Consider the following 20730-nt stretch of genomic DNA (forward strand, 5'->3'; position numbering starts at 1 on the left):
GCCCAGTGGTCACCTTGGCGGCGGCCACGTGCCACCGCCGTCCCCGATCTGACCAGTGGTCGACAAACACCCACCCCCGCGACCACTGGTCACTTCGAGGCCGCCCCCGCACCGAGAGGTCATACGAAGTGACCAGTGGTCGGGAGGGATGACGACAAGGTGACCAGTGTCAGGAGGTGGGGTACGGGCTCACCAGCGCAGGTGACGGCGCAGGCGGCGGGCAGCCTCGCGGCCCGCGCGGTTGGCACCCACGGTCGAGGCGCTCGGCCCGTACCCGACGAGCTGCACGCGTGGCTCCGCGACGACCTCGGTGCCGTCCATCGCGATGCCGCCGCCCGGGCCGCGCAGGCCGAGGGGGGCGAGGTGGTCGAGCGAGGCGCGGAAGCCGGTGGCCCACAGGACCGTGCGGGCCGCGACGAACGGGGGTCCGTCGACCCACCGCCCGAGGTCAGGATCGGCTGCCGGCCGGGGCACCGCGGACACGCGTCCGCCGCGGGCCGGGGGCGAGCCGGCGGGGTCGGGGTCGTCCCACGCGACGCCGTCGGCGACCAGCCGGGAGAACACCGGCCGTGCGCGCAGCACGCCCGCCTCGATGCCTGCGCGGTACGCGGGGGTCAGCGGCAGGTCGGTCACGGACACCACGGACTCGGGCGGCAGCCCGGCACGCACGCGCTCCTCGACGCGCGCGACGGCGTCACGCCCGAGCTCGGGCGTGAACTCGGCGTCGACCCACTGCGGCGGGCGGCGCGTGATCCACGTCGTCGTCGTGACCTCGGCGACCTGCAGCAGCAGCTGGACGGCCGACGTCCCGCCGCCCACCACGACGACGTGACCGTCGGCGAGGTCCTCCGCGGACCGGAAGTCGCGCGCGTGCAGCTGCCGGCCGCGGAAGTCCCCGCGGCCCGGGTACGTCGGCCAGAACGGCCGGTTCCACGTGCCCGACGCGTTGACGACGCCGCGCGCCGACCACACGACCTGCGCGTCGGGGTGGTCGACGTGCTGCGTGGCGACGGTGAACCGCGGCTCGCCGTCGACGGGCTCGCCGCGCGAGACCCCCGTGACGCGCACGGGGCGCTGCACGTTGAGGCCGAACGCCTCCTCGTACTGCGCGAAGTAGTACGGGACCGCGTCGGCGGCCGGCTCGGCCTCGTCGACGACCGCGAGCGGCATGCCCGGCAGGTCGTGCACGTGGTGCGCGCCGGCCATCGTCAGCGACCGCCACCGGTGCTGCCAGGCGCCGCCCGCGCGCGGGTTGTCGTCGAGCACGACGAACGTGCCGCGCGCGCGTTCCCAGCCGCGCGAGCCGACGGGCACGAGACCCGTGCGGTCCAGGTGGTAGGCGGCCGAGAGACCGGCCTGCCCGGCCCCCACGACGACGACGTCGACGTCGACCGTGCGGGGCCCGTCGGCCCGGCGCCGTGCACGGCGGCCCCCCGGGGCTGCGGTGGCGACGGCGGGGCTGCTCATGGCGCGTCCACGCTACCCGGTGCCGCCGCGGACCGGGGCGGGGTGCACCCGTCGGGGCGGCCCCCGGGTGCGGGGATCACCCCGACGGGCCACCGCGGGGCGAGCCGTCCGTGATGGGATGGGGCCATGTCGTCCGACACGGAGGTTCCGACGTTGGTCACGGCCGTCGCCGGCCCGCTCACGCCGGCGCAGGCCGACGGGGTCCGCGCGCTCGCCCGGGCCGCGGCGCACCACGACGGCGTGCCCCCGCTGTCGGAGCAGCCGCTGCTGCGGCTGACGGAGGACGACGCGCGCGTCGTGCACCTGCTGGCCCGGCGCGACCCGGCGGCGGGGACCGACGGCGCCGCACCGGCCGGCCCCACGACGGACGGGGCCGCACCGGGCCCGCTCCTGGGGTACGCGCAGCTCGACGTCGGCAGCTCGACGACGGTGAGGGCCGAGCTCGTCGTGCACCCCGACCGGCGTCGGCACGGGGTCGCGCACGCGCTGCTGGCCCGTGCGCGTGCCGAGACCGCGACCGTGCCGGACCGTCGGCTGCACGTGTGGGCGCACGGCGACCTGCCGGCCGCGCGCGCGACGGCCGGGAGTGCGGGCCTCGTGGTGGTGCGCGAGCTGTGGCGCATGGCGTCCGACCTGCGGGCGCACCCGCCGACGGCTCCGACGCTGCCGGCCGGGGTCCGGGTCCGCGAGTTCGTGCCGGGGCAGGACGAGGAGGCCTGGCGGCGCGTCAACGCGCGCGCGTTCGCGCACCACCCCGAGCAGGGCCGCATGACGTCGGCCGACCTGCGGGCGCGCGAGGCGGAGCCGTGGTTCGACCCCGCGGGGTTCCTGCTCGCCGAGCGCGACGGTCAGCTGCTGGGCTCGGTGTGGACCAAGGTGCACCCCGCGGGCGAGGCGCCGGACGGTGCGCCCGACGAGGAGGTCGGCGAGATCTACGTCGTCGGCGTCGACCCCGACGCGCAGGGCCTGGGCATGGGGCGCGCGCTGACGGCGCTCGGGCTCGCGCACCTCGCGGACCGCGGGCTGCGCACGGTGATCCTCTACACGGGTGCGGAGAACACCGTCGCGATCCACACCTACCGGCGGGCGGGCTTCGAGCGCACCGCCGTCGACGTGATGTTCGGACCCGACCCCGGGAGCCCGCCGCGCGGCGTCCCCGCGGTCGGCGAGGAGGCCGCCGCGCAGCGCGACGGGCGGGCGACGACGAGGTGAACGGCGAGCAGACGCCGAGTTCACCGGACGGTGCCACGATGAGCACATGACCGACGCCCCCGCGATGGACCCCGCGCTGGCAGAGCGCATCGCCGAGCACGTGGAGACCCCCGACGAGGCGCCGCAGCCCGTCGACGAGGCCCTGCCGGACGACCGGTTCCTCGACCGCGAGCTGTCGTGGCTCGCGTTCAACCAGCGCGTGCTCGAGCTCGCGGAGGACGCGGACCTGCCGCTGCTGGAGCGCGTGCGGTTCCTGGCGATCTTCGCGTCGAACCTCGACGAGTTCTTCATGGTGCGCGTCGCCGGCCTCAAGCGGCGCATCGCGACGGGCATCGCGGTCACGGCGGCGTCGGGGCTGTCACCCCGGCAGGTGCTCGAGTCGATCAGCGAGCGCGCGCACGTCCTCATGGAGCGGCACGCGCGGGTCTTCGCGCAGGACGTGCAGCCGGCGCTCGCGGCCGAGGGCATCACGATCGTGCGCTGGGACGACCTGGGCGACGGCGAGCAGGACCGCCTGCACAAGTTCTTCCGGCGGCAGATCTTCCCGGTCCTGACGCCGCTCGCGGTGGACCCCGCGCACCCGTTCCCGTACATCTCGGGGCTGTCGCTCAACCTCGCGGTGAGCGTCGTCAACCCCGCGAGCGGCAAGGAGCACTTCGCGCGCGTCAAGGTGCCGCCGCTGCTGCCGCGGTACATCGCGGTCGACGCGTCGGGGCGCCCCTCGGCCCCGGACCACGCGACGGCGGCGCCCGAGCGCGGGCCGATGTCGTTCGTGCCGGTCGAGGACGTCATCGCCCAGCACCTCGACGCGCTGTTCCCCGGCATGGAGGTCCGCGAGTTCCACACGTTCCGCGTCACGCGCAACGAGGACGTGGAGGTCGAGGAGGACGACGCCGAGAACCTGCTCAAGGCCATGGAGAAGGAGCTGCTGCGCCGCCGGTTCGGGCCGCCCGTGCGGCTCGAGCTCGCCGAGGGCATCAGCCCGCGCGTGCGCAAGCTCCTGGTGCGCGAGCTCGGCATGTCCGAGGACGACGTGTACGAGCTGCCCGCGCCGCTGGACCACACGGGCCTCAACCTCGTGGCCGACCTCGACCGGCCCGAGCTGCAGTTCCCGAAGTTCGTCCCGGCGACGCACCGCCACCTCGCGGAGGTCGAGTCGGCCACGCCGACCGACGTGTTCGCGGCGATCCGGGCGCGCGACATCCTGCTGCACCACCCGTACGACTCGTTCTCGACGTCGGTGCAGACGTTCCTCGAGCAGGCGGCGGCGGACCCGCACGTGCTCGCGATCAAGCAGACGCTGTACCGGACGTCGGGCGACTCGCCGATCGTCGACGCGCTCATCGACGCGGCGCAGGCCGGCAAGCAGGTGCTCGCGCTCGTCGAGATCAAGGCGCGGTTCGACGAGCAGAACAACATCTCGTGGGCCCGCAAGCTCGAGCAGGCGGGCGTGCACGTCGTGTACGGGATCGTCGGGCTCAAGACGCACTGCAAGCTGTCGCTCGTGGTGCGGCAGGAGTCCGACGGGCTGCGCCGCTACAGCCACGTCGGCACGGGCAACTACCACCCGAAGACCGCGCGCCTGTACACCGACCTGGGACTGCTGACGGCGGACCCGGACGTGGGCCAGGACCTCACCCGGCTGTTCAACCAGCTGTCGGGCTACGCGCCGAAGTCGCGGTTCCACCGCCTGCTCGTCGCGCCGCGCTCGGTGCGCACGGGCCTGCTGGAGCGCATCGAGCGCGAGGCGGAGGCGGCGCGCCGCGGCGAGCCCGCGTGGATCAAGATCAAGGTCAACTCGATGGTCGACGAGGCGACGATCGACGCGCTGTACCGCGCGTCGCAGGCGGGCGTGCCGGTCGACATCAACGTGCGCGGCATCTGCGCGCTGCGCCCGGGAGTGCCGGGCCTGTCCGAGACGATCCGGGTGCGGTCGATCCTCGGCCGGTTCCTCGAGCACTCGCGGGTGTTCGCGTTCGCGCACGCGACACCCGCCGACGGTGACGGGTTCGAGGGCCCCGAGGTGTTCATCGGCTCGGCCGACCTCATGCACCGCAACCTGGACCGCCGCGTCGAGGCGCTCGTGCGGGTCGCGGAGCCCGCGCAGGTGACCGAGCTCGTGGAGTACCTCGACGAGACGATGGACGACGGCACGTCGTCGTGGCACCTCGGCCCGGACGGCGTCTGGGTGCGGCACCACCGCGGGCCCGACGGCCCGCTGGTCGACCTGCAGGAGGTGCTCGTCCAGCGCCAGAAGCGCCGGCCGGGCGCCCCCCGGTGAGGGCCGGGGCACCGGACCCCGTCGAGGCGGCGGGCGCGCTCGTGTGGCGCGTGCGCGCCGGGCGGCTGCAGGTCGCGCTCGTGCACCGCCCCCGGTACCGCGACTGGTCATGGCCCAAGGGCAAGCTCGACCCGGGCGAGGTCCCGCCCGTCGCGGCCGTGCGCGAGGTCGAGGAGGAGACGGGCATGGCCGTGGTGCTCGGCCTTCCCCTGCCGGGCCTGCGGTACGCGTTGTCCGACGGACGGCGCAAGGTCGTGCACTACTGGGCCGCGCGCGTCGCGGGCCGGGGCGACGACGTGCCGCTGCGCGCGCGCCCGCCCGTGCCGCACGCCGACCGCACCGAGATCGACCACTGGGAGTGGTTCGACACCGCGCAGGCCGCCCGCAAGCTGACGCGCCGCGACGACGGTCGGCCGCTCGACGCGCTCGTCGAGGCGTACGCGAAGGACCGGCTGGACACGCGCGCGCTCGCCGTCGCCCGGCACGGGCAGGCCCGCAAGCGGGCCCTGTGGGGCGGCACGGAGGACGACCGCCCGCTCACCGGGCTGGGTCTGCGGCAGGCCGCGACCCTGACACCGCTGCTCGCGGCGTTCGGCGTCGAGCGGGTCGTGACGAGCCGCTGGGAGCGCTGCGCGGCGACGGTCGCGCCCTACGCGCTGGCCGCGGGCGTGACGCCCGAGGTGGCCGACGGCCTGACGGAGGCCCGGCACGACGAGTCCCCCGCGCGGGTCGCCGCGATCGTGCGGGACGCGCTCGACGCCCGGCGCGACACCGTGCTGTGCACGCACCGGCCCGTCCTGCCGACCGTGCTGGACGTCCTCGAGGTGCACAGCCGCCGCGCGGTGGCCGACGCGCTCCCGCGCGACAACCCGTTCCTCGCGCCCGGCGAGACGCTGGTGGCGCACGCGGCGAGCACGCGACGCGGCGTGCGCGTGGTGGCCGTCGAGCGGCACCGCTCCCCCGCCGGGGCGGACTGACCCGGCCGCGTCGGGCCGACCGCGAGCACGACGACGCCCCGGTGCCGTGCGGCACCGGGGCGTCGGGCGTGCGGCCTCAGCCCAGGATCGGGTGGATGATCCAGAACACGACGGCCGCGACGAGCGCGGCGGCCGGGATCGTGAGGATCCACGCGCCGGCGATGTTCTTCGCGACGCCCCACCGCACGGCCGAGAGCCGCTTGGTGGCGCCGACGCCCATGATCGCGGACGTGATCGTGTGGGTCGTCGACACGGGCGCGTGCAGCGCGAACGCGTTGACGTAGAGGACCACCGCGGAGACCGACTCGGCGACGAACCCGCGCGCGGGGTCGAGCTCGATGATCTTGCGGCCGAGCGTGCGCATGATGCGCCACCCGCCCGCGTAGGTGCCGAGCGAGATCGCGGCGGCCGCGGCGAGCTTGACCCACAGCGGGATGCCCGCCTCCGGGTCCGCCCAGTTGGCGGTGAGCAGCGCGAGGTAGATGACGCCCATCGTCTTCTGCGCGTCCTGCAGGCCGTGCCCGAGCGCCATGGCGGCGGCCGAGACGGTCTGCGCGAACCGGAAGCGCCGGTTGACGCGGGTCGGCGGGCGGTTGCGGATCAGCCACAGCAGGCCGGCCATCGCGAGGAACGCGAGACCGAACCCGATGATCGGCGAGAAGACCATCGGCAGGACGACCTTGTCGACGATCGCCGACCCGTAGATCCCGAACCCGGCGGCGAGGCCCGCGCCGACGAGCCCGCCGATGAGGGCGTGCGTCGAGGACGAGGGCAGGCCGAACCACCAGGTCACGAGGTTCCACGCGATCGCGCCGACCAGCGCGCACACGATGACGACGAGCGCCGAGTGCGACGGCGCGTCCTGCAGGTCGACGATCGAGGTCGCGATGGTCTCGGCGACCTCGGTGCCCAGCAGCGCACCGGTGAAGTTCATGACCGCGGCCATGAGGAGCGCCGCGCGCGGCGTCAGCGCCCGCGTCGAGACCGACGTGGCGATGGCGTTGGCGGCGTCGTGGAAGCCGTTCGTGTAGTCGAACCCGAGGGCGAGCGCGACGACGAAGACGACGAGCACAGGTTCCACGGGGGCTCAGGACTCCTTGAGCGCGATCGTCTCGACCGTGTTCGCGACCTTCTCGAACGCGTCGGCGGCGTCCTCGAGCTTCTCCACGATCTCCTTGAGCTTCATCAGCAGGATCGGGTCGGAGATCTCGTCGAACATCTGCGCGAGCAGCTTGCGGTGCGACTTGTCGGCCTGGTTCTCGAGGCGGTTCACCTCGACCCAGTACTCCTGCAGCGAGTCCATCGAGCGCAGGCGGGGCATGGCCTCGGCCGTGAGCTCGGCGGCACGCTGCAGCACCTGGACCTGGTCGGAGACCCGCGCGGGCAGCTCCTCGACCTTGTACAGGACGATGAGGTCGGACGCCTCGTCCATGTAGTCCATGCAGTCGTCGAGGCTCGACGCGAGGTCGTAGATGTCGTCGCGGTCGAACGGCGTCACGAACGTCTGGTTGAGGCGACGCATGATCGTGTGGGTGGCGTCGTCGGCGGCGTGCTCGGCCTCCGCCATCCGCTTGTTGATCTCTTTGCGGGTCGCGCGGTCGGCTCCGAGCATCTCGGCCAGCAGGTTCGCGCCCGTCACGAGGTGGGACGCGGACGCGGCGAAGAGGTCGAAGTACTGGGTGTCGCGCGGTGTGATGCGCAGGCGCACGGAGGGCTCCGGGTCGTTCGACGATGTGTCCCCCGGGAACCGGGGCGCCAACAGCCTAACGGGCGGTGAACGGCAGGTGCGCCGGACCGAGGTCGCACGCGCTGCGCGCTCGGTGTGAGGTGAACGACGCCGGGCCGGGAGCGCCTCTCGGCGCGAGGCCGCTCGAAGCGGCTGATGATGGAGCCCGGGGCTACCGCGACCCGGCGTCGCCCCTGCAGTCTACGCGGCGGCGCGCGCGGCGCACGGGCTCGGCCTACGTCGCCACCGCCCTCTCGTCGTGGGGCGGCTCCCAGCGGCGCGCGTAGTGCGCCATCGGCTGGAGCGAGCGCAGGAGGTCGACGCCGCGTTCCGAGAGCCGGTAGGTGATGCTGACGGGCGTGGTGGGTACGACGACGCGGTCGACGAGCCCGGCCGCCTCGAGCTCACGGAGCCGGACGCTCAGCATGCGACCGGAGAGCCGGTCGACGCGGCGCTCGATCTCGCTGAACCGCTGCGCGCCCGTGCCGAGCGCGAGCAGGATGCCGCTCGACCAGCGCCGGCCGACGACCTCCATGACGCCGGCGATCCTGCGGCACTCCTCGTCGTCGATGCGCAGCGGCCTGCGCGGTGCCACCGTCTCGTCGGCGCTCATGCACCTTTCGTAAGTAACTGACGGGGGGTTTGTCAAGTACGAGCCGTCGTCGAACGATGGCTCCGTGCCCGACCGGCGTCGGACCCTCCGACCGAGCCGTGCGGCGACCCGCCGCCGGCACCGGTCCGGCACGTCCGTCACGACCCCAGGAGCTGACCACGTTGTCCCTGCTGCGCATCGACGCCTCCATCCGCCACGAGGGCTCCGCCAGCCGTGCGCTCGCTGACCTCGCCGAGTCCCACTGGCTCGACGCGGCCCCCGACGCCCGCGTGGTGCACCGTGAGGTCGGCACGACCCCGCTGCCCAGCGACGCGTGGGCGCACGCGCTGAGGGCCGGCGCGATCCCGGACGACGACCGCACCCCGGAGCAGCGGGACGCGGCGGCCCTCGCCGCGACGCTGGTGGACGAGCTGGCGGAGGCGGACGCCTACCTGTTCGCGGTGCCGCTCTACAACTTCGGCGTCTCGCAGCACCTCAAGACGTACGTCGACCTCGTGATCGCCGACGCCCGCATGAGCCCGGCCGTCCCCCCGGTCACGGCGGGCCGACCCGGCCTGCTGGTGACGGTCCAGGGCGGGAACTACGCCGCGGGCACCCCGAAGGAGGGCTGGGACCACGCGACGGGGTGGCTGCGCCGCATCCTGGAGGACGTGTGGCAGATCGACCTGGAGGTCGTGAACCGCGAGTTCACGCTGGTCGGCGTCAATCCCGCGCTGGACGGTTTCACGGACCTCGCGGAGCAGATCCGGACGACCGCGGAGGACCGAGCCCGGAGCGCCGGCCGACGGCTCGCCGAGCGCCCGGTCGCGACGGCGCACGAGCCGCACCGGGTCTGACGGAAGGTCGGCCCCGCCGCGCGCGTCACTCGAGCCGGTCGGCCCGCCACAGCTGGGCGGCGTGCGCGAGCTCCTCGGCGGTGCGCACGAGCGACGCGGCGCCGCGGGTCTGGCGGTGCGCGGCGGCGGGGTCGACGACGTCGAGGTGGTCGGCGTCGAACGCCGCGCCGGTGGCCAGCACCTGGCAGAACGCGGCCGCACGCTCGAGCGCGACCGCGAGGTCGGCGGTGTAGACGCCGGACAGCACGGCGTCGGCGACCGTGCGGACGTCCTGCGGTCCGGGCTGGTCGACGACGCCCGCGACGGCGTCGTGCACGGGTGCGGCCGCGACGCCCTGGCGGTACCGGTCGGCGACCGTGCCCGGGTCGCGGCGCACCCACTCGCGCAGCACGTACAGCCGCCACAGCGCGCCCGGCAGCGTGTCGGCCGGGCAGTCGGACCACATCGCGGCGACGACGTCGAGCCCCTCGGTCTCCACGAGCGCGACGAGGCGCGCGACGACCTGCGGGTCCTGCGTCGCGCGACCGTGCCGGACCAGCGCCGCGGCGGTGGTGTGCGCGATCTCGTCGCGCAGCGCGGGGTCGAGCGGGCCGGGCAGCTCGTCCGCGAGCGCGGGGTCGACCACGATCGGGCGGTGGTGGCGCCGCCGGCCGCCCGAGCCGCCGCCGCTGCCGCCGCTCGTGCCGCCGGTGCCTGCCGTGCCGTCCGTGCTCATCGCGGCATGATCCCTCGCCCGCGCCGCGCCCACCACCCGCCGCCCGTCCCGGGCGGCACGTGACGTCCGTCGCACCGCCCCGCTCCGGGTGCGACACGTGCACGCCGGGTTCACAGTGAGAGCGACCGGGACGGCCCCGGAGGGAACGGAGCGTGCTGGCCATGACGGACTCGTCGGCGGCGCAGGGGACGGGCGGCACGCCCGTGGCATCGAGGCACAAGGGCAAGGCGATCGCTCTCGCGGTGGCCGCCGCGGTGGGCGGGTTCCTGTTCGGCTTCGACAGCTCGGTCATCAACGGCGCGGTTGAGGCGGTGCAGGGGCAGTTCGAGCTGTCGGGCGTCGTCACCGGGTTCGTCGTCGCGATCGCGCTGCTGGGGTCGGCGCTCGGCGCCTGGCTGGGAGGCCGCCTGTCGGACCGGTGGGGCCGCACCCGCGTCATGGTGCTCGGCGCGGTCCTGTTCTTCGTGTCGTCGGTGCTCTCGGGGTTCGCGTTCGCGGCGTGGGACCTGGCGATCTGGCGCGTCATGGCGGGTGTCGGCATCGGCATCGCGTCGGTGATCGCCCCGGCGTACATCGCGGAGATCGCGCCGGCGTCGATGCGCGGGCGGCTCGGCTCCCTGCAGCAGCTGGCGATCACGCTCGGCATCTTCGCAGCGCTGCTCTCGGACCAGCTGCTCGCGACGTCGGCGGGCGGCGCGGCGAACGAGCTGTGGCTGGGCCTCGAGGCCTGGCGCTGGATGTTCCTCGTGTGCGTGGTCCCGGCCGTCGTGTACGGCGTGCTCGCGCTGCGCATCCCCGAGTCGCCGCGGTACCTGGTCGCGCAGGGGCGGCGCGACGAGGCGCGCGCCGTGCTGGCCGACGTGCTGGGCGCCGAGGAGGACCCGGAGCAGCGCGTCGAGCAGATCGAGCAGACGATCCGCAAGGACGAGGCGCTCGCGCAGCAGGCGAGCCTGCGCGGCCCGGCGCTGGGACTGCTGCCCGTCGTGTGGGTCGGGATCCTGCTGTCGGTGTTCCAGCAGTTCGTCGGGATCAACGTGATCTTCTACTACTCGAACACCCTGTGGCAGGCGGTCGGGTTCGAGGAGAGCGACTCGTTCACCTACTCGACGATCACGGCCGTCGTGAACGTCGTGGTGACGTTCATCGCCATCGCTCTCGTGGACAAGGTGGGCCGCCGCCCGATGCTCCTCGTCGGGTCGGCCGGCATGACGCTGACGCTCGGCCTCATGTCCGTCGCGTTCACCCAGTCGTTCGAGGTTCCGGACCCGGAGAGGGCCGGCGAGGTTCTCACCCAGCTACCCGGGGGCTGGGGCGTGACCGCGCTCGTGGCCGCCAACGCGTTCGTCGTGTTCTTCGGCGCGACGTGGGGCCCGCTGGTCTGGGTGCTGCTCGGGGAGATGTTCCCCAACCGGATCCGTGCGGCGGCCCTGGGCGTCGCGGCGTCCGCGCAGTGGATCGCGAACTTCGTCATCACGCTGTCGTTCCCCGAGCTGCTCGACCGGTTCGGCGCCACGGTTCCGTACGCGACGTACGCGACGTTCGCGCTGCTGTCGTTCGTCTTCGTGCTCACCAAGGTCCCGGAGACCAAGGGCGTCGAGCTCGAGGACATGGAGGGCCTGCAGGTCGAGCGACGGTCGCGCCGCGCGTCGGCCTGACGCCCGCCCACCTCTTCCTCCCCGCCCCGGGTGCGACGCACGTCGCACCCGGGGCGGAACACGTCACCCCCCTGAACTGTTGCCCGAGGTAACGACCCGTCGTAGAGTTGCCCCGAGCAACCGTCGCGCCCGGCTCCAGCACCGCCCGCGACGGCTCCCGACCGCCGACGACGCCCGGTCACCCCCGTCCCCGCGCCCGGAAGCGAGCACCCCCACGTGAGCAGCACCAGCAGCACCGTCGACGGCACCGCCGCCGACTCCCCCAGCGGCGCCATGACGCACCGCGAGGTCCTCGAGGCCCTGTCCGGGATCCTCCTGGGCATGTTCGTCTCGATCCTCGCGACGAGCGTCGTGTCCACGTCCCTGCCGCGCATCATCACCGACCTCGGCGGCAGCCAGTCCGCCTTCACCTGGGTCGTCACCGCGACCCTCCTCACCACCACGGTCTCGACGCCCATCTGGGGCAAGCTCGCCGACCTCGTCGACCGCAAGCTGCTCGTGCAGATCGCGCTCGTCGTGTCCGTCGTGTCCTCGGCGCTGGCCGGGTTCTCGCACACCACCGAGATGCTCATCGGCATGCGCGCGCTGCAGGGCATCGGCGCCGGCGGCCTCACCGCCCTGGGCACCGTCCTCATCGCCGACATCATCAGCCCCCGCGAGCGCGGCCGGTACATGGGCCTCATGGGCGCCGTCATGGCCGTCGGCATGGTCGGCGGCCCGCTGCTCGGCGGCGTCATCACCGACGCGGCCGGGTGGCGCTGGAACTTCTTCGTCGGCCTGCCGTTCGCGATCGCCGCGATCGTCGTGCTGCAGCGCACGCTGCACCTGCCCGCCACCGCGCGGCGCCGCGTGCGCATCGACTGGGCCGGCGCCGTCCTGCTGTCCGCGTCCGTCGCGACGCTCCTGCTGTGGGTCACGTTCGCCGGGCAGTCGTTCGACTGGCTGTCCTGGCAGACGGCCGTCATGGTCGGCGGGTCCCTGCTGGGCGTCGTCGGCGTGATCCTGGTCGAGCAGCGCGCCGCCGAGCCGATCATCCCGCTGCACCTGTTCCGCAACCGCACCGTGGTGCTCACGGTCCTCGCGTCCGTCGCCGTCGGCATCGCGCTGTTCGGCACGCAGGTGTTCCTGTCGCAGTACATGCAGCTCGCGCGCGGCAAGACCCCCACGCAGTCCGGCCTGCTGACCATCCCCATGGTCCTCGGCGTGTTCCTGTCCTCGACGCTGTCGGGCCGCCGCATCACGCGCACCGGCCGCTACAAGGTGATCATGGTCGCGGGCGCCGTGCTCCTGACGGGTGGCCTGGGCCTCATGGGCACGATCGACGAGACCACGAGCTTCGTGCTCGTCGGCGGCTACATGCTCGTCGTCGGCGTGGGCGTCGGCATGCTCATGCAGAACCTCGTCCTCGCGACGCAGAACACGCTGCCCATCACCGAGATGGGCGCCGGCACCGCGACCGTCGCGTTCTTCCGCACGCTCGGCGGCGCGATCGGCGTCTCGGCCCTCGGGGCGCTGCTGTCCAACCGCGTGCAGCACCTCATGGTCGACGGCCTCAGCGGCATCGGCATCGACCCCGCCGCGATGGGCTCGAGCGGCACCAGCACGCTGCCCGACCTCGCGACGCTGCCCGGCCCGGTGCGGCAGGTCGTCGAGCACGCGTTCGGCGTGGGCGTCTCCGAGCTGTTCCTCGTCGGCGCGCCGATCGCGCTGCTCGCGCTGGTCGCCGTGCTCGCGCTGCGCGAGGTCCCGCTCGGCCACGCGTCGGGCGTCGAGCAGCGGCTCGCGGCCCAGGCCGCCCAGCAGGAGCCGGCCGCGGCGTCCTGACGTCGATCACCGCGGCACCACCGCGCACGACGCCCGTCCCGACGACCCCTCAGGGGCCGTCCGGGGCGGGCGTCTGGCGTTCGCCGTGCCGCACGAGGTCCTCGTTGAGCCGCGCCATGAGGTCGGCCAGGTGCGCCAGCTCGTCGGGCCGCCACGCGTCGAGCGAGCGACGCATGTACTCCTGCCGCCCGGCGCGCGCGTGCTCGAGCCGCCGCTCGCCCTCGTCGGTCAGCACGAGCGGGTGGCTGCGCGAGTCGTGCGGGTCCGCCGCTCGCGTGATCAGCCCGAGCCGCTCGAGCCGCGCGACCTGCCGCGACATCGTGCCCCGGCCCACGCCCAGCAGGTCCGCGAGGTCGCTCGCGCGCGTGCCCGGCGTCCGGGCGACCGTCGCGAGCAGCTGGTACGCCGACGGGTCGAGGTCGGGGTGCACGGTGCGTGCCACGCCCGCCGACGCGGCCCGCGCCCGCCGCAGGAACAGGCCGAGCTCCCGCTCGACGCGCAGCACCGGGTCGTCGCTCATCGCCCCATCCTTGCCCAGCCGCGCACGTGTCCCGACCAGCTCCGGTCAGCGCGCCCAGGTGGTGCGGCGCCGCGCGAGCTGGGCGATGGCCTTCACGCGCGCCGCGTCGACGTGCGGGTGCATGCGACGGAACACGTTCGGCACCTCGTGCCGCGCGACGACCAGCGCGTCCTGCGGGGGGTGGTGCACGTCGCGCTCGAGGTCACCGGTGATGACGAGCGCGGCCCGGACGTGCACGCCGGCGCACCCCACCGACTGCAGCAGACCCTGCACGCGCGCCGCCTCGAGCCGCGCGTCCCGCAGGTAGGTCACCGCCCGCCCGTCGACGAGCATCGTGCGCGCCGCGACCCGCACGGCGCTGCCGGGGTGCCTCCGCTCCGAGACGGTCCAGATCCCGCCCGGCCCGATCAGCAGGTGCTCGATCACGGAGCCCTGCCGGCCCAGCGGCACGTCGTGCACGGCCTCCCAGCCGTCGTCCGCCAGCCGCTCGAGCCGCACGCCCAGCGGGCTGCCGCGCAGGCCCTGGTCGCCGCGCGCACCGTCGCGCACGTCACCCAGCCACGCCTCGAGACCCGCGCCCAGCCCCTCGAGCGCGTCGAGCGACGCGAGCTCCGAGGTCACCGGGAGCACGAGCTCGGGGACGTCCGAGCGCAGGTACGCCTGCGCGGCGCGGCGCACGCGGGCCTCGAGCACGGGGTCGTCGGCGACCACCTCGCCCGACTGCAGGTCGACGGAGCCCACCCGCGCACCGGTCTCGTGCGTGACGTAGAGACGGTCGGCACCGTACCTCCGCCACCGTCGAACGGTCAGGACCTCGTCCACCTCCGCATTATCGGCACTGCGGCAGGTGGACTTCAGTCCCGCCTCCGGGCGACTTCACCCCGGACCGGCGTGTCGGGCGTGTGTCGTCACCCGACCGGACGTCTCAGGGACGCGGGTCCGCCGCCGCGCCCTCGCCCGCGGGCTCGAACGTCAGGCTCACCGAGTTCATGCAGAACCGGTCGCCCGTGGGCGTCTGCGGGGCGTCGTCGAAGACGTGCCCCAGGTGCGAGCCGCAGCGCGCGCACCGCACCTCGGTGCGCACCATGCCGTGCGTCGTGTCGGTCAGCAGCTCGACGCGGTCGCCCGCGAGCGGCGAGAAGAAGCTCGGCCAGCCGCAGTGCGAGTCGAACTTGGTGTCCGAGCGGAACAGCTCGTTGCCGCACGCGCGGCAGCGGTAGACGCCCTCGCGGTGCTCGTCGAGCAGCTCACCCGTCCAGGCGCGCTCGGTGCCCGCACGGCGCAGCACCGCGAACTCCTGCGGCTCGAGCTCCAGCCGCCACTGGTCGTCGGACTTGGTCACGGGGTACCGGTCGGTCACCACAGCTCCCTGGGGTCGTCGGGGCGACCACGCCTGCGGTCGCACCGGGCACAACACCGGCGCGGGACGGGACGTTCCCCGACGCACCCGACACGACACGCAGACCGTACGGCGAGGCTCGGACCGATCCAGGTCGGACGTCCTACTCTGTCCGGGACGTTCCCGGCCGGGACGTCGCGGTCGACACGCCGGGGAGGGGTCCGTGTCGCAACGCTCGCGGCGACGCTCGGACCTGACACGCTCGTTCGCCCTGGTCAGCCTCGTCGGCATGGTCGCGCTCGGGGTCGCGCTGGTCGCGATCACGTCCCAGCAGATGCGGGCGCAGGCCCTCGGCGACGGCACCTCGACGGCCGCGGTCGTCGCGCGGCACGCCGCGGGCGGCGTCTCGACCGCGTCGTTCGTCACGGGCGTCGCGTCCGCCGACGAGGCGCAGGCGATCGCGGGGCGCACGAGCGCGTTCGACGAGCGGCTCGTGGAGCTGCGGCTGTGGGGCCTCGACGGCCGCCTCATGTACTCCTCCGACCCGGCCACCACGACGGGCCTGCCGCACGCCGAGCGGTTCGCGGCCGTCATGTCGTCGGGCGTGCCCGGCACGGTGGTGCAGGACGACGTGCGTGGCGGCACGGGCCCGGGAGCCGACGAGCGCACGGTCCTCGACGTCTACGTTCCGGTCCTGCCCCGCGACACCGGCGACGCCGTGGTGCCGGGCGGCGGCACGGCCGAGGAGCCCGTCGGCGTCGCGGAGGTCGTGCTCGACCACACCGAGACGCAGCGGACGCTCGCCCGCACGTCGCGCACCGTGACGTACGCGGTCGCGGGCGGTCTCGTGGTGCTGTGGCTCCTGCTCTTCCGCATCGTGGGTACCACGTCCCGGAACCTGCGCAGCACCGCGCTGGAGAACGCCCGGCTCGCGCTGCTCGACTCGCTCACGGGCCTGCCCAACCGCCGCCTGCTCGGCGAGCAGATGCGCCGCGCGATCACGCGCGCCGAGCAGGACGGCGGCCGCGTCGGGCTGATCCTCCTCGACATCGACCGCTTCAAGGACATCAACGACACGCTCGGCCACGACCACGGCGACACGCTGCTGGAGCACGTCGCGCTGCGGCTCCGGGAGTCGCTGCGCGAGGAGGACGTGGTCGCGCGCCTCGGCGGCGACGAGTTCGCGGTCCTGCTGCCCGACGTGCGGTCCGTCGCGAACGCCGAACGGCTCGCGGGTCGGGTCCGGCAGCTGTTCGCGCGGCCGTTCGAGATCGGCGACATGACGCTGCACATCGACACGTCGATCGGCGTCGCGTGCCTGCCGGACCACGCCGACGACGCGTCGTCGCTCATGCGCACGGCCGACGTCGCGATGTACGCCGCCAAGCACCACCGCACCGGCGTGGCCGTGTACTCGCCCGACACCGACGACTCCTCGCCGACGCGCCTGGTGCTGCTGGGCGAGCTGCACCAGGCGCTGGCGGCCGCGCGCGCCGCGCGGCGCGTCGAGCAGCAGCTGCTCGCGGCGGGACGGGACACGGGACGGGCGCGCACGGCGTCGGACGCCGGCGCACCGCCACCCGCCGAGCTGGTCATGCACTACCAGCCCAAGCTCGACCTCGGCACGGACCGGGTCGTCGGGTACGAGGCGCTCATCCGCTGGTCGCACCCGACGCGCGGCGTGCTGGCGCCGTCGGCGTTCGTGCCGATCGCCGAGCAGTCGGGGCTCATCCACGACGTCACGCGGTTCGCGCTCGAGGCGACGGTCGTGCAGCTCGCACGGTGGGACGCCGAGGGCCGCGACCTTCCGGTGGCGGTCAACCTGTCGGCGCACGACGTCACGACGCCCGACGTGGTCGCGACGATCGAGCACCTGCTCGACGAGCACGCGGTGCCGGCACGCCTGCTCGAGGTCGAGATCACCGAGACCGCGCTGGTGGCCGACAGCTCGCGCGTGGTCCCGGTGCTGCAGCGGCTGCACGAGCTCGGCGTGCGGGTCGCGATCGACGACTTCGGCACCGGGACGACGTCGATCTCGCAGCTGCGCGACCTGCCCGTCGACACGCTCAAGATCGACCGCGTGTTCATCTCGGACCTCGGCGAGCAGGGGCGCGACGGGTCCGAGGTCGTGGTGCAGGCGATGGTCGACCTCGCGCACTCGTTCGGCCTCGACGTCGTGGCCGAGGGCGTCGAGGACGCCGTGACCGCACGCGTCCTGACGCGTCTCGGGGTCGACCAGGCCCAGGGGTTCCTGTGGGCCCGGCCGGCGCCGGCCGAGGCGATCGGGCGGGTCGGGGGCGACGCCACGGACGGCGCGCACCCGGACGGTGCCACCCGTTCGGGTGAACTCACGGCATGATTCCTCAGGTCGGCGGCGCTGCTGCCGATGCCTGCCGAGGAGCACGCCTCCTCCCTCACGCCCCTGACGCCGGATTCCTCCCGGCGCGACCGGAAGGCCCGCTCATGATGGACGAGATCCTCGAGGAGATGATCGACCCCGCGCCCGCGCGCGAGGACGTCCTGCGGCGGCGACGGCTGTGGGCGACGGGCGCGATCCTCGTGCTGGCCGGGGTGGGCGTCACGTCGCTCACGACGGCGGCGGTGTTCACCGACCAGGACACGGCCTCGGGTCGCATCACGACGGGTTCGGTCCAGCTCGCGGCGACCCCGGGCGGGTCCGGCTCGGTCGCGTTCGCGCTGCCGCCGGGCGGCATCGCCCCGGGCGGCTTCACCGTCGCGCCGGTCACGGTCACGAACGAGGGGTCGCTCGAGCTGCGGTACGCGGTCTCGGTGTCGGCCACGGCACCGGCCGTGGAGGGTCGCGGCGACCTGCGCGAGCGGCTGCGGCTGCGCGTCTACGCGCTGCCGGAGGCGAGCTGCACGCTGGACGGCTTCCCGCAGGACGCGCAGCCGATCGGCGACACCGGCGAGGGCCTGCCCGGAACGGCCACCCCCGTCGTCGGCAGCCCGGCCGTGGGGTACGACGCGTCACCGGGCGGCGGCGACCGCACGCTGCACGTCGCGGGGACGAGCGCGGTGTCGAGCGAGACGCTGTGCTTCCGCCTCGACATGGCGGACGCCGACCAGCGGGGCGCGGCGGCGTCGGGCGCCGACGACGCGTACCAGGACACGTCGGCGGACGTCACCGTCCAGATCGACTCCGAGCAGACGGTCAACAACTGACGGCGGGCGCGCGCGTGCTGCTGCGGGACCGGCGCGCGCCGGGTGGCGGGCGCCGCACGCCGCTCGTGGACCGCCGGGCGCCGCGTCGGGCGTCGCTGCGAGCGCCGCGCACGCCGTGGTGGCGGCGCGTCGTGTCCGCGACGCTGTGGACCGTGGCGGTCACGGGTGTCGGCGCGTTCCTCGTCGCGATCCTCGTCCCGCTCTGGTACCAGGCGCACGACCAGCGGCTGCTGATCGTCACGTCGGGCTCGATGGAGCCGCAGTTCTCCCCCGGCGACGCGGTCGTGCTGCGCGCCGTGAACGACCCGTCGGAGCTCAAGCAGCGGCTCGTGGTGACGTTCCAGCCGACCGGCCGGGACGAGCTCGTCACGCACCGCATCGTCGCGGTGCTGAGCCTGCCGGCGATGACGGAGGTGCCGGGCTCGGGCGGGCGGCAGGTGCCGGTGCTCGACGCGAACGGCGAGCCGGTGAGCCGCGCGTACATCCGCACGCAGGGTGACGCGAACGCCGAGCCCGACCCGAACGCGACGCCCGTCGAGCGCGTGCGCGGCATCGTGCTGCGGGTGCACGAGGGCTGGGGCCGGCCGCTGGCGTGGGCGTCGTCGCCGGCCGGGCGTGCGATGCTGCTCGTGCCCCCGCTGCTGGCGCTCGTGACCCTCGAGGTCCTGGCCGTCGTCGACGACCGCCGCCGGCGCCGCGAGGACGCACGACGACGGCAGGCACCACCGGACGGGAAGCTGGATGCGCTCCTCCTCGAGTGAGGCTCGGCGCGGCGCGCGGGCGCTGCGGCTCGTCGCCGTCGGGGCGGTGCTGGCCGCCGCGCTGGCGGCCCCGTGGGTGCTGCGGACGTCGGCCGTCCTGACCGACCGGTCGACGTTCACGCTGACGGTGACGGTGGCACCCGGACCGTCGGGCACGACCGAGGAGCCCGCACCGGGCCCCACGGGCACCCCGCCCGCGGACCCCGCCGCCGACCCGGCCCCGACGGGTGTCGCGGACCCGGGCGACGGTCTGGTGCGCGGCGCGCGGCGGGGGGCCGCACCGCTGCCCGGCCCGCCCGGCGAGGAGTCCCGCGGCTGACGCGGAATACGTGCGGGGGGTGCCGTGTTGTGGCGAGCGGTCGATGCAAATGCATAGAACTCCCGGGTGGCAGGGCCGCCCGGCGGACAGCGAGGTGGACCATGCAGTTCGGGATCTTCTCCGTCGGTGACGTCACGACCGACCCGACCACGGGCCGGACGCCCGACGACACCGAGCGCGTGCGCGCGATGCTCACGATCGCCGAGCACGCCGACGCCGCGGGCCTCGACGTGTTCGCGACCGGTGAGCACCACAACCCGCCGTTCGTGCCGTCGTCGCCGACGACCATGCTGGGCTACCTCGCGGGCCGCACGAAGAACATCGTGCTCTCGACCGCGACCACGCTCATCACCACGAACGACCCGGTGCGGCTGGCCGAGGAGTACGCGATGCTCCAGGTCATCTCCGACGGCCGCATGGACCTCATGATGGGCCGCGGCAACACCGGCCCCGTCTACCCGTGGTTCGGCAAGGACATCCGCCAGGGCCTGCCGCTCGCGATCGAGAACTACGCGCTGCTGCGCCGCCTCTGGGAGGAGGACGTCGTCGACTGGAGCGGCAAGTTCCGCACGCCGCTGCAGGGCTTCACGTCCACGCCGCGCCCGCTCGACGGCGTCGCGCCGTTCGTGTGGCACGGCTCGATCCGCTCCCCCGAGATCGCCGAGCAGGCCGCGTACTACGGCGACGGGTTCCTGCACAACGCGATCTTCTGGCCCATGGAGCACACCGCTCAGATGGTGAACTTCTACCGCCAGCGGTTCGAGCACTACGGCCACGGCCGTGCCGACCAGGCGATCGTCGGCCTCGGCGGCCAGGTGTTCATGCGCAAGAACAGCCAGGACGCGTGGAACGAGTTCGAGCCCTACTTCGACGTCGCCCCCGTGTACGGGCACGGGCCGTCGATGGAGGACTTCACGCGCGAGACGCCGCTCACGGTCGGCAGCCCCCAGCAGGTCATCGACCGCTACGGGGCCTTCTGGGAGCAGGTCGGCCACTACCAGCGCCAGCTGTTCCTCATCGACCACGCGGGCCTGCCGCTCAAGACCGTCCTCGAGCAGATCGACATGCTCGCCGAGGACGTCGTGCCGGTGCTGCGCGCCGAGGCCGAGTCCCGCCGCCCCGCCGACGTGCCCTCGGACCCGCCGTCGCACGCCGAGCGCGTCGCCGCCGCACGCGCCGCGGGCAAGGTGCACCAGCAGCAGGCCGCGGCCGCCGACCACTGGACGGGCCGCACGGCCGAGGACGACACGGACGCCGCCGACGCGGTCACCGTCTCCTGACCCACCGGATCGCCCTCTCGCC

General features: G+C 74.3%; 19 protein-coding genes. 11 read left to right on the top strand and 8 right to left on the bottom strand.

What is annotated here, in order from left to right:
- Nucleotides 1–189 precede the first annotated feature (189 nt).
- A complete protein-coding gene (locus ATM99_RS06750; protein WP_082659374.1) occupies nucleotides 190–1467 on the bottom strand; it encodes an NAD(P)-binding domain-containing protein in 1278 nt (425 codons plus the stop codon).
- 126 nt (nucleotides 1468–1593) lie between these two features.
- Between ATM99_RS06750 and mshD the strand changes: the two genes are divergently transcribed.
- From mshD to ATM99_RS06765, 3 genes are read left to right on the top strand one after another with little or no spacing between them, the layout of a single operon-like run.
- Nucleotides 1594–2679 (top strand): mycothiol synthase, encoded by a 1086-nt coding sequence (gene mshD / locus ATM99_RS06755; RefSeq protein WP_062102154.1) that lies wholly within the window; start codon nucleotides 1594–1596, stop codon nucleotides 2677–2679.
- 46 nt (nucleotides 2680–2725) lie between these two features.
- Nucleotides 2726–4960, top strand: a complete 2235-nt coding sequence (locus tag ATM99_RS06760) for an RNA degradosome polyphosphate kinase (RefSeq protein WP_062102155.1) — start codon at nucleotides 2726–2728, stop codon at nucleotides 4958–4960.
- Nucleotides 4957–5937: an NUDIX hydrolase gene (locus ATM99_RS06765; protein WP_062102156.1), complete on the top strand. Its 981-nt coding sequence runs from the start codon at nucleotides 4957–4959 to the stop codon at nucleotides 5935–5937. Before ATM99_RS06760 ends, ATM99_RS06765 begins: the two co-directional genes overlap by 4 nt.
- 76 nt (nucleotides 5938–6013) lie before the next feature.
- Here ATM99_RS06765 and ATM99_RS06770 read toward each other — a convergent pair whose 3' ends face one another.
- The 3 genes from ATM99_RS06770 to ATM99_RS06780 form a co-directional block, all read right to left on the bottom strand.
- A complete protein-coding gene (locus tag ATM99_RS06770) occupies nucleotides 6014–7018 on the bottom strand; it encodes an inorganic phosphate transporter (RefSeq protein ID WP_046529095.1) in 1005 nt (334 codons plus the stop codon).
- 6 nt (nucleotides 7019–7024) lie between these two features.
- The gene (locus tag ATM99_RS06775) at nucleotides 7025–7645 is read right to left on the bottom strand and encodes a DUF47 domain-containing protein (RefSeq protein WP_046529096.1); all 621 of its coding nucleotides are present in this window, start codon (nucleotides 7643–7645) and stop codon (nucleotides 7025–7027) included.
- A 253-nt stretch (nucleotides 7646–7898) separates the two neighbouring features.
- Complete coding sequence (locus ATM99_RS06780; RefSeq protein ID WP_062102157.1) at nucleotides 7899–8276, bottom strand: helix-turn-helix domain-containing protein; 378 nt, start codon at nucleotides 8274–8276, stop codon at nucleotides 7899–7901.
- A gap of 161 nt (nucleotides 8277–8437) precedes the next feature.
- Between ATM99_RS06780 and ATM99_RS06785 the strand changes: the two genes are divergently transcribed.
- A complete protein-coding gene (locus ATM99_RS06785; protein WP_062102166.1) occupies nucleotides 8438–9112 on the top strand; it encodes an FMN-dependent NADH-azoreductase in 675 nt (224 codons plus the stop codon).
- A 25-nt stretch (nucleotides 9113–9137) separates the two neighbouring features.
- On the opposite strand, the gene ATM99_RS06790 is transcribed toward ATM99_RS06785, so the two are convergent.
- The gene (locus ATM99_RS06790) at nucleotides 9138–9737 is read right to left on the bottom strand and encodes a hypothetical protein (RefSeq protein ID WP_062102167.1); all 600 of its coding nucleotides are present in this window, start codon (nucleotides 9735–9737) and stop codon (nucleotides 9138–9140) included.
- A gap of 251 nt (nucleotides 9738–9988) precedes the next feature.
- Between ATM99_RS06790 and ATM99_RS06795 the strand changes: the two genes are divergently transcribed.
- Both ATM99_RS06795 and ATM99_RS06800 read left to right on the top strand, forming a co-directional pair.
- The gene (locus ATM99_RS06795) at nucleotides 9989–11482 is read left to right on the top strand and encodes a sugar porter family MFS transporter (protein WP_062102158.1); all 1494 of its coding nucleotides are present in this window, start codon (nucleotides 9989–9991) and stop codon (nucleotides 11480–11482) included.
- Nucleotides 11483–11698: 216 nt separating this feature from the next.
- Complete coding sequence (locus ATM99_RS06800; protein ID WP_062102159.1) at nucleotides 11699–13306, top strand: MFS transporter; 1608 nt, start codon at nucleotides 11699–11701, stop codon at nucleotides 13304–13306.
- A 49-nt stretch (nucleotides 13307–13355) separates the two neighbouring features.
- Here the strand turns inward: ATM99_RS06800 and ATM99_RS06805 are convergent, their stop codons facing one another.
- The 3 genes from ATM99_RS06805 to msrB form a co-directional block, all read right to left on the bottom strand.
- Complete coding sequence (locus ATM99_RS06805) at nucleotides 13356–13826, bottom strand: MarR family winged helix-turn-helix transcriptional regulator (protein WP_062102160.1); 471 nt, start codon at nucleotides 13824–13826, stop codon at nucleotides 13356–13358.
- A gap of 45 nt (nucleotides 13827–13871) precedes the next feature.
- Nucleotides 13872–14648 (bottom strand): nuclease-related domain-containing protein, encoded by a 777-nt coding sequence (locus tag ATM99_RS06810; protein WP_062102161.1) that lies wholly within the window; start codon nucleotides 14646–14648, stop codon nucleotides 13872–13874.
- Between the two features lie 103 nt (nucleotides 14649–14751).
- Nucleotides 14752–15186 carry a peptide-methionine (R)-S-oxide reductase MsrB gene (msrB, locus tag ATM99_RS06815; RefSeq protein ID WP_062102168.1) on the bottom strand — a complete coding sequence of 145 codons (435 nt, stop codon included), beginning with the start codon at nucleotides 15184–15186 and terminating at the stop codon, nucleotides 14752–14754.
- Between the two features lie 202 nt (nucleotides 15187–15388).
- Here msrB and ATM99_RS06820 point away from each other — a divergent pair, with 202 nt between their 5' ends.
- The 5 genes from ATM99_RS06820 (at nucleotide 15389) to ATM99_RS06840 (ending at nucleotide 20708) form a co-directional block, all read left to right on the top strand.
- Entirely contained in the window at nucleotides 15389–17524 is a 2136-nt protein-coding gene (locus tag ATM99_RS06820) for a bifunctional diguanylate cyclase/phosphodiesterase (RefSeq protein WP_223304846.1), read from the top strand.
- A gap of 104 nt (nucleotides 17525–17628) precedes the next feature.
- Entirely contained in the window at nucleotides 17629–18348 is a 720-nt protein-coding gene (locus ATM99_RS06825) for a hypothetical protein (protein ID WP_062102162.1), read from the top strand.
- Nucleotides 18349–18362: 14 nt separating this feature from the next.
- Nucleotides 18363–19109, top strand: a complete 747-nt coding sequence (locus ATM99_RS06830; RefSeq protein WP_223304848.1) for a signal peptidase I — start codon at nucleotides 18363–18365, stop codon at nucleotides 19107–19109.
- Nucleotides 19090–19428 carry a hypothetical protein gene (locus ATM99_RS06835; protein ID WP_062102163.1) on the top strand — a complete coding sequence of 113 codons (339 nt, stop codon included), beginning with the start codon at nucleotides 19090–19092 and terminating at the stop codon, nucleotides 19426–19428. The genes ATM99_RS06830 and ATM99_RS06835 overlap by 20 nt, the downstream gene beginning before the upstream one ends.
- 101 nt (nucleotides 19429–19529) lie before the next feature.
- A complete protein-coding gene (locus ATM99_RS06840; protein ID WP_062102164.1) occupies nucleotides 19530–20708 on the top strand; it encodes an LLM class flavin-dependent oxidoreductase in 1179 nt (392 codons plus the stop codon).
- Nucleotides 20709–20730 lie beyond the last annotated feature (22 nt).

It is taken from the genome of Cellulomonas sp. B6 (assembly GCF_001462455.1).
Taxonomy (GTDB): domain Bacteria; phylum Actinomycetota; class Actinomycetes; order Actinomycetales; family Cellulomonadaceae; genus Cellulomonas.

What these genes read in the sequence shown, in the direction of transcription:
- ATM99_RS06840 (WP_062102164.1), top strand. Translation starts at nt 19,530, where the DNA reads ATGCAGTTCGGGATCTTCTCCGTCGGTGACGTCACGACCGACCCGACC.
- ATM99_RS06805 (WP_062102160.1), bottom strand. Translation starts at nt 13,826, where the DNA reads ATGAGCGACGACCCGGTGCTGCGCGTCGAGCGGGAGCTCGGCCTGTTC.
- ATM99_RS06780 (WP_062102157.1), bottom strand. Translation starts at nt 8,276, where the DNA reads ATGAGCGCCGACGAGACGGTGGCACCGCGCAGGCCGCTGCGCATCGAC.
- ATM99_RS06835 (WP_062102163.1), top strand. Translation starts at nt 19,090, where the DNA reads ATGCGCTCCTCCTCGAGTGAGGCTCGGCGCGGCGCGCGGGCGCTGCGG.
- ATM99_RS06825 (WP_062102162.1), top strand. Translation starts at nt 17,629, where the DNA reads ATGATGGACGAGATCCTCGAGGAGATGATCGACCCCGCGCCCGCGCGC.
- ATM99_RS06760 (WP_062102155.1), top strand. Translation starts at nt 2,726, where the DNA reads ATGACCGACGCCCCCGCGATGGACCCCGCGCTGGCAGAGCGCATCGCC.
- ATM99_RS06750 (WP_082659374.1), bottom strand. Translation starts at nt 1,467, where the DNA reads ATGAGCAGCCCCGCCGTCGCCACCGCAGCCCCGGGGGGCCGCCGTGCA.
- mshD (WP_062102154.1), top strand. Translation starts at nt 1,594, where the DNA reads ATGTCGTCCGACACGGAGGTTCCGACGTTGGTCACGGCCGTCGCCGGC.
- ATM99_RS06795 (WP_062102158.1), top strand. Translation starts at nt 9,989, where the DNA reads ATGACGGACTCGTCGGCGGCGCAGGGGACGGGCGGCACGCCCGTGGCA.